At 31.9% G+C, this 13,022-nt stretch carries 12 protein-coding genes; all 12 read left to right on the forward strand.

Annotated elements, in window-relative coordinates:
- Positions 1–244: 244 nt before the first annotated feature.
- The 12 genes from A8L44_RS11145 (at position 245) to A8L44_RS11200 (ending at position 12,927) form a co-directional block, all read left to right on the forward strand.
- Complete coding sequence (locus A8L44_RS11145; RefSeq protein WP_066106827.1) at positions 245–1,360, forward strand: DegT/DnrJ/EryC1/StrS family aminotransferase; 1,116 nt, start codon at positions 245–247, stop codon at positions 1,358–1,360.
- Entirely contained in the window at positions 1,360–2,016 is a 657-nt protein-coding gene (locus tag A8L44_RS11150; RefSeq protein ID WP_066105803.1) for a sugar transferase, read from the forward strand. Before A8L44_RS11145 ends, A8L44_RS11150 begins: the two co-directional genes overlap by 1 nt.
- On the forward strand, positions 2,000–2,494 hold the full coding sequence (locus A8L44_RS11155) for a GNAT family N-acetyltransferase (protein WP_066105806.1): 495 nt from the start codon (positions 2,000–2,002) through the stop codon (positions 2,492–2,494). Before A8L44_RS11150 ends, A8L44_RS11155 begins: the two co-directional genes overlap by 17 nt.
- Positions 2,484–3,437 (forward strand): DegT/DnrJ/EryC1/StrS aminotransferase family protein, encoded by a 954-nt coding sequence (locus A8L44_RS11160; protein WP_066105809.1) that lies wholly within the window; start codon positions 2,484–2,486, stop codon positions 3,435–3,437. Before A8L44_RS11155 ends, A8L44_RS11160 begins: the two co-directional genes overlap by 11 nt.
- Positions 3,438–3,469: 32 nt before the next feature.
- A complete protein-coding gene (locus A8L44_RS11165; protein WP_066105812.1) occupies positions 3,470–4,507 on the forward strand; it encodes a GNAT family N-acetyltransferase in 1,038 nt (345 codons plus the stop codon).
- A 42-nt stretch (positions 4,508–4,549) separates the two neighbouring features.
- Positions 4,550–5,782 (forward strand): glycosyltransferase family 4 protein, encoded by a 1,233-nt coding sequence (locus A8L44_RS11170; protein WP_066105818.1) that lies wholly within the window; start codon positions 4,550–4,552, stop codon positions 5,780–5,782.
- A gap of 2 nt (positions 5,783–5,784) precedes the next feature.
- Positions 5,785–6,822, forward strand: a complete 1,038-nt coding sequence (locus tag A8L44_RS11175; RefSeq protein WP_066105821.1) for a polysaccharide biosynthesis protein — start codon at positions 5,785–5,787, stop codon at positions 6,820–6,822.
- 15 nt (positions 6,823–6,837) lie between these two features.
- Positions 6,838–7,947, forward strand: a complete 1,110-nt coding sequence (locus tag A8L44_RS11180; RefSeq protein WP_066105824.1) for a capsular polysaccharide biosynthesis protein CapF — start codon at positions 6,838–6,840, stop codon at positions 7,945–7,947.
- A 2-nt stretch (positions 7,948–7,949) separates the two neighbouring features.
- On the forward strand, positions 7,950–9,074 hold the full coding sequence (gene wecB / locus A8L44_RS11185) for a non-hydrolyzing UDP-N-acetylglucosamine 2-epimerase (protein ID WP_066105827.1): 1,125 nt from the start codon (positions 7,950–7,952) through the stop codon (positions 9,072–9,074).
- A 1-nt stretch (position 9,075) separates the two neighbouring features.
- Positions 9,076–10,221 (forward strand): glycosyltransferase family 4 protein, encoded by a 1,146-nt coding sequence (locus A8L44_RS11190; protein WP_077248096.1) that lies wholly within the window; start codon positions 9,076–9,078, stop codon positions 10,219–10,221.
- 71 nt (positions 10,222–10,292) lie between these two features.
- Positions 10,293–11,558, forward strand: coding sequence for a lipopolysaccharide biosynthesis protein (locus tag A8L44_RS11195; protein ID WP_066105830.1), 1,266 nt, complete (start codon positions 10,293–10,295; stop codon positions 11,556–11,558).
- Positions 11,559–11,607: 49 nt separating this feature from the next.
- Positions 11,608–12,927 (forward strand): UDP-glucose dehydrogenase family protein, encoded by a 1,320-nt coding sequence (locus tag A8L44_RS11200; protein ID WP_066105834.1) that lies wholly within the window; start codon positions 11,608–11,610, stop codon positions 12,925–12,927.
- Positions 12,928–13,022: the final 95 nt, after the last annotated feature.

The following is a 13,022-nucleotide window of genomic DNA, read 5'->3' on the forward strand; positions in this document are numbered from 1 at the left end:
GTTATTGTTTTCAAACAAAGAGGTTACTAGCCAATATTTCAGAAATCTTAAGATTGTAAAATCTTTCTTGACAAGGGTTTTTAAGGTTTTTTTAGTGAGGTTAAGATAGCTTCAATAGAATATAGAGTGAATTTTGGCAAAGAATGAATATTCATAGTGAGTATACCTGATAGGTTTGTAACGCAAGTAAATGCTAGGTTTAGTAAATTTGATAGGAGGGATTCTTGAGATGGGATCGATAAAAGTGAAAGAAAGAATCTTTCTTTCTTCACCTCATATGAGTGATGAAGGTTATGAAAGGAAATATGTTCAAGAAGCCTTTGATACCAATTGGATAGCACCTTTAGGGGAAAATGTGAATCAGTTTGAAAGAGAATTAGCTCAAAAGGTTGGTTCCAAAGCAGCTGCGGCATTATCTTCTGGTACGGCTTGCATCCATTTGGCATTAAAAGCAGCAGGAGTAAAAGAGGGAGATATTGTTTTTTGTCCAACACTTACCTTCTCTGCAACGGCTAATCCGATTATCTATCAGAATGCAAATCCTGTTTTCATTGATAGTGATTTTGAAACTTGGAACATGAGTCCGAAAGCATTAGAAGAAGCTTTTGAAAAGTATCCTGAGGTTAAGGCTGTAATAGTTGTTCATCTTTATGGTCTATCCGCTGATATGGATAAGATTATGGAGATTTGTCATAAACATAATGCAGCTGTTATAGAGGATGCCGCTGAATCATTAGGTACTTATTATAAAGGCAAGCATACTGGGACCTTCGGAGATTATGGCATTTTCTCTTTTAACGGGAACAAGATTATTACTACATCTGGTGGTGGGATGCTTGTATCAGACAATGAGGAACGTATTGCCAAGTCTAGATTCTGGGCTACTCAATCAAGGGATAAAGCAAGACATTATCAACATAGCGAATTAGGATTTAATTATCGTATGAGTAATGTAGTTGCTGGAATTGGTAGAGGACAGCTTAAGGTGTTAGATCAAAGAGTAGAAAAGAAAAGGTATATTTTTGAGTTCTATAAAAGAGAGCTGAGTGAACTTAACGGAGTGGAGTTTATGCCAAATAATGATTGGAACGAACCTAATTTTTGGTTAAGTTCAATACTTCTAAATGGAAATATTGAACCAATTGATATTATGGAGGCCCTAGAAAGAAAAAATATTGAATCAAGACCTGTTTGGAAGCCAATGCATATACAACCGTTCTTTGAAAAGTATGATTTTATTGGAACTGATGTTTCAGAGAAACTTTTTGAGAACGGGATATGTTTGCCTTCTGATACGAAGATGACGGATGAAGACTTGGAAAGAGTCTGCACGGTCATAAAGGAGTTGTGGATGAGATAATGAACCATTATAAAGGAGGCAATTATAGAAGGTTTATAAAAAGACCGATGGATTTCATTCTTTCTTTGATTGCAATTATGGTTTTAAGTCCTGTATTTTTAATGGTTGCAATCCTTATAAGAACGAAACTTGGCAGTCCGGTTCTTTTTAAACAACAAAGACCCGGTCTTAATGAAAAAAATTTTATGATGTATAAATTTAGGACAATGACTGATAAAAAAGATAGAAATGGCAAGGTATTACCTGATAGTGAACGCTTAACTAAATTTGGTAAGTTTTTGAGATCTACATCACTTGATGAGTTACCTGAACTTTTTAACATACTTAAAGGGGACATGTCATTTATAGGACCAAGACCTTTGTTAGCTAGATATTTGCCGTATTATCGTAAAGATGAGAGGTTAAGAAGCAAAGTTCGACCAGGAATTACTGGATTAGCTCAAATAAATGGAAGAAATGCTCTCAATTGGGATGAGCGATTTAAAAAGGATGTTGAATATGTACATAATCTATCTTTCATGCTAGATATCAAAATCTTAATTAATACAATTCTAGTCGTTTTTCAAAGAAAAGATATTTTGGTTGGGTCAGAACATATTATGAAAGATTTAGACGTAGAGAGGAAAGAGGAATTTGACCATGTATTTGGAAACTAGAAAGATAGAGGTCAGGTTAATTAGTGAAGAAGATTTGAATAAAAATAGAGAGTCTTTAATTGACTTATTAGAGGAAAATTTTAAAATAAACTTCCCTTCTATGAGTAATTTAACCAAGGATGCAATAAATACCTTTAATGATATGCTTCGTTTTAAAAAGGATGATTCCGCTGTTCTAATTGGAGCTTTTGAAAATGAAAAAATAATAGGTTTTCTTTGGGCTTACACTAGAGAAATTCTTAGTGATAGAAGGATGCACATCGGACATATAGTTGTGAATTCAGAAGTAAGGTCCGGAGGTATTGGTTCAAGGTTATTAAAATATCTTGAGGAATATTCTATTGGTGTAAATATCAAAAGAATCGACTTAATGACAACATTTGAAAATGAGAAAACATTAAAATTTTATGAAGCAAATGGCTACTCAATTATACGTGTTCAGCTTGAAAAGGAACTAGGTGATTGTAATGATAATTGATAAAATCGCTTTGAAAAAAGAGAATCGAAAAATACAGGAGTATTATTATGACAGTGCTCGGGAAGGGATGTTTGATCTTTTAAATAGTATGAAAAATAACAATCTAATTGAGGTGTTATTTTTACCGGGCTACATTGGTTGGTCTCCTAGAGAAGGTAGTGGAATATTTGATCCAATTAACAAACTAGAAGGTTTATCTGTCCATTATTACAAGATGACACCTGATTTAAATATAGATTTAAAAGACCTTACTAAAAGAATAGAGGACATAGGTACCGATAGGTTTGCCGTATTAGCAGTAAATTACTTTGGATTTATTGATTTACGGATTAAAGAGGTTGCCGATACGGTCAAAAAAGAATCTGGTTGGCTAATTGAAGATAACGCACATGGTTTTTTCACATACCAATTCATAGATGGTAATTATTCAGATGCAACATTCTTTTCACTGCATAAAATGTTCCCATTCAAAAATGGGGGAAGCTTAATAGTAAAAAATAATAGACTTAAATCATTGGAATATAGTGGGAGTAGTCTAGCTGATGTTGAATATAACCCCTGGTATTATGATGTGAAGAATATAGCGGAAGTAAGAAAAGAAAATTACGAAATATTAGACACTATTATTCGTAATAGAGAAGTGAGTGAATACTTTACTCCATTAAAAGAATGCTTAATGAAGGGCAATATTCCTCAAACATATCCAATTGTTATTAAAAAAGGAAATAGAGATAAAATATATGAACTAATGAATAAAGCTGGATATGGCGTTGTTAGTCTATATCACACATTAATTGAACCCCTAAAGAACTCTGAATATCAGAATAGTATAGATCTTTCGAAGTGCATTATGAATTTGCCAGTACATCAAGATGTTAATAAAGATAAATATAAGGATATGATCAAATTGCTTGTTAAATATTGTAAGGAAACAAGTGTATAGTCATATTCGAGAGAGGATGTTTTTTAGAATTTATGCTTTCAATAATTAACATACATGAACAAGAAAAATGGGATAATATTGTAAAAAGTTTTGAATTTTATGATGTGAATTATTTAAGTGATTATGTAAAAGCATTTCAATTAAATGGTGACGGTCTGCCTCTTTTGTTTTATTACAATGATGATAGGACAAGAGCAATAAACGTAGTAATGAAACGTGATATAGCAAAATCAGTTCAATTTAAAAATAAGTTGCCTTTAAACACTTGGTTTGATTTATCCACACCCTATGGTTATGGAGGTTTCTTGTACGAGGGTGAAGATTATTCAACGGTTAACAAAGCATATAATGACTTTTGTACAGAAAATGGATTTGTGAGTGAATTTATTAGATTCCATTTAATCAGAGATTCTCAGTCCTTTTATAACGGTGTAACTCAAACTCCAACAAAGAACATAATTCGCAGTCTTGATATGTCCCTTGATGATATGTTTATGGACTTTGAGCATAAAGTTAGAAAAAGCATTAAGAAAGCTAGAAGAGCTCAATTGGATGTGGAAATAGATACTGATGGATCTAAGTTAAATGATTTTCTTAGTATATACTATGGAACTATGGAACGTGCAAACGCAATGGAAAACTATTATTTCCCTAAAGAGTTTTTTGAAACGCTTAATAAGCTAGAAGATAATTATGTATATATACATGTATTATATGAGGGAAAAATCATCTCTACAGAGCTTGTGTTGTATGGAACTGAAAATTGTTATTCATTTCTAGGTGGAACAGATCGTAACTATTTTCATTTAAGTGCGAATAATTTCTTGAAATATGAAATTATTAAATGGGCAAAAGAAAAAGGCCTTAAGAGATTTATTCTTGGTGGCGGTTATGGGGCTGAAGATGGTATTTTCAAGTATAAAAAAGGCTTTGCACCAAATGGAATCTATGATTTTTATATTGGAAAAAAAGTTTTTAATGAAAAGAAATATAAAGAATTAGTAGAAATGCGTAATCAAGAAGAAGAATTTGATGCTAATGCGACATTTTTTCCGGTATATAGAAGTTAGAGCGAAGGAAAATAGAGAGTCAGGATAGGGTGAAAATTAGTAATGAACGTAATTTTTCTTTCAATTGGTGGTTTAACGGATTTAGGAGAAAATGCTGTTTATCCAGATTTACTAAGATATTTTCGAGATAATGGTCATTCAGTACATGTTGTTTGCCAGCGTGAAAGACGTTCTGGATTAGCCACAGAAATGAAAATAGAACATGGGATAAAAGTACTTCGAGTGCAGACTGGAAATATCACTAAGACAAATATAATAGAAAAGGGTATTTCTACAATACTCATTGGTTCCCAATTTAAGAAGGCAATAGAAAAGTTCTTTAAAGATATAAAATTTGACTTGGTACTGTATTCAACTCCTCCAATAACGATTGCTAACACTGTTTCATACCTAAAAAAACGCGATAATTCTTTTTCTTACCTTATGCTGAAAGATATTTTTCCACAGAATGCTTTGGATATAGGTATGCTTCAAGAAACGGGATGGAAAGGAGTTCTTACTAGATACTTCTTCATGAAAGAAAAGAAACTATATCAAGTTTCAGATTTTATAGGATGTATGTCAGAGGCAAATGTTAAATTTTTATTAAGTAATAATGATTATATAAATAGAAAAAAAGTGGAAGTTTGTCCAAATACTATTAATCCTTTAGATTGTTCTGAAAATATTAACAAGAGTAAGTTGAGGGATAAATTTAAACTTCCGCAAGATAAAATGATATTTGTATATGGTGGCAATTTCGGAAAACCTCAAGATGTTGAATATATTATTAATGTATTAAATAGCAATTCAGGAAATACTAATCTGCATTTCGTAATGTGTGGTTCAGGTACAGATTTTTGTAAAATTAAGGACTATGCTCAGAATGTTAATAAATCTCATGTTACTATTATCGATAGTTTATGTAAGGATGATTATGGAAAACTACTTAATGCATGTGACGTAGGGTTAATTTTTCTTGATCATCGATTTACAATCCCTAATTTTCCATCTAGATTACTTGATTACATGAATCACAGAATGCCTATCTTTGCTGCTACAGATAGAAATACCGATGTACGAGACGTTATTTTAAACGGGGAGTTTGGATGGTGGTGTGAAAGTAATGATGTTAAAGGCTATCAGACCATGATTGATAAAATAACCTCTAATCCAGAATTAGCACAAAAAAAAGGTGAGTTAGCCAGAGAATATCTGGAAAAAAATTTTGATACAAGAATTTCCTATGAGCGGATTATAAATGCCTATGAAAAGAGAGATAAACTGGAGGATTAAAAATGTTCAATGGTAAAACACTACTAATAACTGGTGGTACTGGTTCCTTTGGCAATGCAGTTATGAAAAGATTCTTAAATACTGATATAAAAGAGATTCGTATATTTTCGCGCGATGAGAAAAAACAAGATGATATGAGAAAACTTTATAAAAATAATAAATTAAAATTCTATCTTGGGGATGTTAGAGACCTAGCTAGTGTTAAAAATGCAATGCACGGAGTTGATTATATCTTTCATGCAGCTGCCTTAAAACAAGTTCCTTCATGTGAGTTTTTTCCAATGGAAGCTGTGAAAACTAATGTTGTTGGTACTGAAAATGTGGTGACAGCTGCTATTGATTATGGAGTTAGAAAGGTTATTTGTCTTTCTACAGATAAAGCCGCGTACCCCATAAATGCGATGGGTATTTCTAAAGCAATGATGGAAAAAGTATTTGTTGCAAAATCAAAAACTGTTGATTCAGAGAGAACTCTAATTTGTGGTACTAGATATGGAAACGTTATGGCTTCTCGTGGTTCAGTCATTCCACTATTTATTGAACAAATTAAAAATGGGCAACCATTAACAGTAACGGATCCGGATATGACTAGGTTTCTTATGAATTTAGAGGAGGCAGTTGAACTAGTTGTTTTTGCATTTCAAAATGCTGAAGCAGGAGACATTATGATTCAAAAATCTCCGGCCAGTACAATTGGAGACCTTGCTCAAGCAGTGAAGGAATTGTTTAATGTCGATAATGAAATTAAAGTAATTGGTACTCGTCATGGGGAGAAACGTTTTGAAACTCTCCTTACTAGAGAGGAATACGTAGCAGCAGAGGATTTAGGTGGTTTTTATAGAGTACCGGCCGATCAGAGAGATCTTAATTATGATAAGTATTTTGCAGAAGGGAATCAAAAACTTACTAATGTAGAAGAATATAATTCAAATAACACTCAAATTCTGACTATTGATCAAATTAAAGAAAAATTACTTGAGTTAGAATACGTAAATAAGGAACTAAATGATTGGAATGAGAAAGTTCAAGTAATGAATTAAAGGTGGTATCGATTAATGAAGATTCTTGTGACAGGGGCAAATGGTTTTGTAGGCAAAAATCTTGTTGCCGAATTGAAAAATAGGGGATACAACGAAATTTTTGAATTTACAAGAGAAATGGACCTAGTATTACTAGACAAGTATACAAAAGAGTGTGAATTTGTCTTTCATTTGGCTGGGATTAACAGACCTGACGAGGAAAGTGAATTTATGGAAGGTAACTTTGGATTAACCTCTGCCTTATTAGAGTTCCTCAAGGAAAATGAAAATAAGGCTCCAGTCCTGATTACTTCTTCTATCCAAGCTCAGAAAGATAGCCCTTATGGTAGAAGTAAAAAAGCTGGAGAGGACTCACTATTTGCCTACCAAAAAGATACAGATGTAGATGTTTATGTATACAGATTACCCAACCTATTTGGTAAATGGAGTAAACCGAACTATAACACTGTGGTAGCTACGTTTTGTCACAATATTGCTAGAAACCTAGATGTTCAAATTAACAATCCCGAAGCAGAGCTTCGCTTATGTTATATAGATGATGTTTTAGAAGAGTTTTTGAGAACTCTAGAGGGAAAACCTACTATGCAAGATAAATTCTGCGTTGTACCTGTGGTACATACTGTTAAACTCGGAGAACTTGCTAATCTAATAAAAAGTTTCAACGATAGTAGAACAAACTTAAGTGTTCCTAATATGGAAGATACTTTAACAAAGAAACTTTACAGTACTTATCTAAGTTTCTTACCAGAGAATCAGTTTGCCTATAATCTCAAAATGAATAATGATCACAGGGGTTCCTTTACAGAGTTTATTAGAACGCCTGAAAGAGGCCAGGTTTCGGTAAATGTATCAAAGCCAGGGATCACAAAAGGGAACCATTGGCATCATACGAAAAACGAAAAATTTTTAGTGGTTAGTGGAGAAGGATTAATCCGTTTTAGAAAAGTAGATTCAAGAGAAATTATCGAATATTGGGTAAGTGGAGAGAAACTACAAGTTGTAGATATTCCAACTGGCTATGCCCATTCCATTGTAAATGTTGGAAAAAAAGATTTAGTAACAGTCATGTGGGCAAATGAATGCTTTGATCCAGAAAAGCCAGACACTTACTTCGTGGAGGTATAATGATGAAGAAATTAAAAGTAATGACAGTTGTTGGTACTAGACCAGAAATTATCAGATTGTCAGCTGTTATCAATAAATTAGAAGAATCTAACGCAATAGAACATATACTAGTTCATACAGGACAAAATTATGATTATGAATTAAACGAAGTTTTCTTTAAGGATTTTAATTTAAAGAAACCAGACTTCTTTTTAAATGCAGCTACAGGAACAGCTATAGAAACGATTGGTAATATTTTAATTAAAATTGACCCAATTTTTGAAGAAGTAAAGCCAGATGCTTTCTTAGTTCTAGGAGATACTAATAGCTGTTTAACTGCTATTGCTGCTAAAAGAAGGCATATTCCAATCTTCCATATGGAAGCTGGTAATAGATGTTTTGACCAAAGGGTACCTGAAGAAACAAATCGAAAGATTGTTGATCACACAGCAGATATCAATTTAACTTACAGTGATATTGCAAGGGAATATCTTCTTGATGAAGGCTTTCCATCTGATCGAATTATAAAAACTGGGAGTCCGATGTTTGAAGTGTTAAATTCCAAAAAAACTGATATTGAAAATTCAAATATATTGGATGAGCTTGAACTTGCTGAAGGTGGATATTTTGTAGTATCTGCTCATAGAGAGGAAAATATTAATTCAGAACATAATTTTTTAGACTTGGTAGATAGTTTGAATGCAGTTGCTGAAAAATACGAGATGCCTGTAATAATAAGCACACATCCTAGAACAAGAAATATGATTGAAGATAAAGGAATAGAGTTTAATACTTTAATTAAAACTATAAAGCCTTTAGGGTTTAATGATTATGTTAAACTACAGATAAAGGCAAAAGCTGTACTTAGTGATAGTGGAACTATAAGTGAAGAATCTTCTATTCTTGGGTTTAAAGCGCTAAATATTAGACAAGCTCATGAAAGACCAGAGGCGATGGAGGAATCATCCGTTATGATGGTTGGTCTTAAGAAAGATAGAATATTACAAGGCTTAGCTGTATTAGAGATGCAGAATAATACTACTTTGAGAAAAGTAGGAGATTATAGTATGCCGAATGTTTCTGATAAAGTTTTAAGAATCATTATGTCGTATACAGATTATGTAAATAGGTTAGTTTGGGGGAAATAGTTTGAAAAAAAAAGTGTTGGTAATGACAGGTTATTATGTGCCTGGTGTTAAAGGTGGAGGACCAATACAATCTATAAAAAATTTGGTAGATAACCTTTCTGATAAAATTGATTTTTATATTATAACTTCTGATAGGGATTTAGGGGATGAAAAACCTTATTCGAACATACAAACTGATAGTTGGATACAAGTGGGAAATTCAAAAGTATACTATACAAGAAATTCAGAACTATCTTTAGTTAAAACAAAAAATATTATTAATAGTGTTGATTTTGATTTAATTTATTTAAATAGTTTTTTCTCATATAAATATACTACAGTCCCATTGTTGCTTCGTAAAATTAACAAAATATCTAGAAAGCCAGTAATTATTGCGCCAAGAGGACAATTCTCTTCGGGGGCACTAAGTTTAAAAAGAGCTAAGAAAGAATTTTATATTAAATTTACAAAAGCTTTAAGTCTTTATAAGAATGTTATATGGCATGCGACAGCTAAAACAGAAAAAGAGGATATCCAAAAAATAATCGGTAAGGATAAAAGAATAATAATTGCAAACAATTTAACAGCAAATTATAAACAGATGGAATATGATAAGCCGCTTGAAAAGAAAAAAGGCGAACTCAAAATAGTATTTATTTCAAGGGTTCACCCCAAAAAAAATCTAAAAATGGCCATAGAATTTTTAAAAAATATTAAAGGAAAAGTTGAATTTAGTATATACGGTCCTTTAGAAGATAAATTGTATTGGGCAGAGTGTCAAAAGATAATTAAGGATTTACCAAACAATATTGCGGTTTCTTACAAAGGTATAGTAACCCATACTGATGTTATAAAAACTTTTAAACAAAACCATATATTTTTATTTCCGACCTTAGGGGAAAATTTCGGTCATGTAATATCAGAGGCATTAATCGGCGGATGTCCAATCATTATAAGTGATCAAACGCCATGGAGAAAGCTAGAAAGTACTAAAATTGGGTGGGATATTAATCTCAAAGATGAAGTTGAATTTGTTAATTCTATACAAACATGTGTTAATTTAGATGAAAAAGATTATAGAATAATATCTAAAAATGCTTTCAACTATGGGAAGCAAATGTCAAATAGTGCACATGATGTTCAAGAATCTTTTCGCTTATTTTCATAGGTATCAAAGGGATTAATATACAAATAAAGGATATTTTGTTCTATAGCCCATAGTTTAATGGAGTGTAACTTATGCAAAAAAAACCATCTGTGAATAATTTTAAAAGCAACGCAGTGTGGATATTTTTCGGGAATATAGTTTTTGGGTTCTCACAGTGGTTAATGATATCTACCATGGCAAAATTTGGTGATGTGGAAATGGTCGGAGAATATACCCTCGCTTTAGGTTTAACTGCGCCATTATTTTTATTATTTAATCTTAATTTAAGGTCAATGCAAGCTACAGACCAAAAAAACGGATTAGACTTTACTTATTATTTTTCCTTTAGATTTATAACATCTGGTTTAGCTCTATTAATTGTAATAATTTTGATATTAATATTTGAATATACTATAAATACAACGTTAATAATTTTATTAGTTGCTTTAATTAAAGCTGTAGAATCACAAAGTGATGTGGCATTTGGTTACTTTCAAAAAATTGAACATATGAAATTGATTTCTTTATCTCAAATCCTGAAAGGGTTCCTAAATATATTTTGTATTACTATTATTTTATGGATTACAGATAGTTTAATAATGGCATTGTTTGGGTTGTTGTTGGTCAATTTATTGATTTTAGTAATATTTGATATACAAAATCTTTATAAAAATAATGTTCAGAGGTTAAATGTTAAGGATGTTTTTTTTGTAATAAAGGATAAAAAAACGGCATTAACAATATTAATTATGGGGATACCATTAGGTATTGCAAGTTTTTTAGATTCCCTTAATATAAACAGTCAAAGATTTATTATTGAAGCTAATTTATCTATTGAAGAAGTAGGTTTTTATTCTTCAATAACCTTTATAATGATGTCAGGGCAGACTGTTATTGGTGCATTAGCCCATGCAGCACTGCCTAGTTTAACAAGGCAGTTTATTGAGGATGTAAAAATGTTTATTAAATCTGTTTGGTTATTAATTTTTATTGGGATTTTAATTGGTTGTTCTTTAATTTTATTAGCTTATTTCCTTGGTGAATTTATATTAAGTATATTATATACGAACGAGTTCGCTCAGTATTCAGATATATTTTTTATAATTATGATTGTTGCTAGTATATGGTATCTTACAGGATTTTTAAATGTGGCACTTATGGCAACACGTAAATTTAAATTCCAATTATATGTTTACTTACTATCATTCATTGTAACTTTTGTATGTTCAGTTGTTTTTACTAAAAACTTTGGTCTCACAGGAGCAGCTTTTGGTTTGCTAGCAGGAATGTTAACAAGATTACTTATTGTCTCTTTGATATTATCAAGAATTACTATAGAAAGAAAATTAACGAATTAAAATAACTTTTTCATTAAACTTAAAATTAATATTATGAGGTGATTGATTTATGAAAATTGCAGTAGCAGGAACAGGGTATGTTGGCTTAGTTACTGGTGTCTGTCTTGCAGAAAATAATCATTCGGTTACTTGTGTAGATATAGATGAAAAAAAGGTTGCAATGATGAAAGCTGGGACTTCACCAATATATGAGCCTGGGTTAGAAGAATTAATGAAGAGGAATATGAAACGTTTGGACTTTACAACAGACTTTAAAACTGCCTATAAAGATGCAGATGTGATTTTTATTGGGGTTGGAACTCCTGAAAAACAAGATGGATCAGCTAACCTTTCTTATGTATATAGAGTAGCAGATCAAATTGCTCAAAGCGTTGAGAAAAATTGTATAGTTGTTGTAAAATCAACCGTACCTATTGGCACCAATGAGAGAATAGAAGAAATGATAAAGCGGAATCTAGTAAACAAGGTAAGAATTAATGTTGTTTCAAATCCGGAATTCTTGGCTCAGGGGACAGCTGTGAGAGATACTTTACATGCGTCACGCATAGTAATTGGTGCAGAAGAAGAAGAAGCTAGCCAAGTATTAAAAGAGGTATATAAGGACTTTAGTGCCCCTATAGTGATTACCAATAGAAAAAGTGCAGAAATGATTAAGTATGCCTCTAATGATTTTCTAGCATTGAAGATTTCTTTTATCAATGAAATTGCAAATCTTTGCGAGAGTATCGGAGCTGATATTGAAGATGTTGCACTTGGTATGGGACTTGATAGTCGAATTGGTAATCAGTTCTTAAATGCTGGAATTGGGTACGGTGGCTCTTGTTTTCCAAAGGATACAAAGGCATTGCACTGGTTGGCGAATTTCCATGACACTGAATTAAAGACTGTAAAGGCAGCTATTGATGTGAATGAGAATCAAAAACTTAAGTTGTTTAAAAAGTCTCGTAAATATTATGATAGTTTAAAGGGATTATGTGTGGCTGTTCTAGGTTTAACGTTTAAACCAGGAACAGATGATTTAAGAGATGCCCCTTCTTTGGTGAATATACCGATAATGCTTGAGGAGGGAGCTAATATAAAAGCCTGGGATCCAGTCGGTGTTGATAATTTTAAACGGATATATCAAAGAGAGGTTACCTATTGTAATTCTATAGAAGATACTATTAAAGATGCAGATGTTTGTTTTATCTTTACTGAATGGGATGAAATCAAAGAATTTGATCTCAAAAATTATAACCAGTTAATGAAGAATCCTATAATTTTAGATGGCCGTAATTGCTATGATTTAAGTAGTGTCAAAAATGCAAGGATTTTTTATGATTCAATTGGTAGAGAAACTATTAATAGCATTGAAGTTTCTTTAGTATAATTCAACAGGTATGTTATTGATTATCAATAAGCCTCTAAAACAAATCGTGAAAAACATAGTTTATCATGCCTGTCAATTTCAGTTTATTTCAAAAT

The organism is Bacillus sp. FJAT-27986, from assembly GCF_001685035.1.
GTDB lineage: Bacteria > Bacillota > Bacilli > Bacillales > Pradoshiaceae > Pradoshia.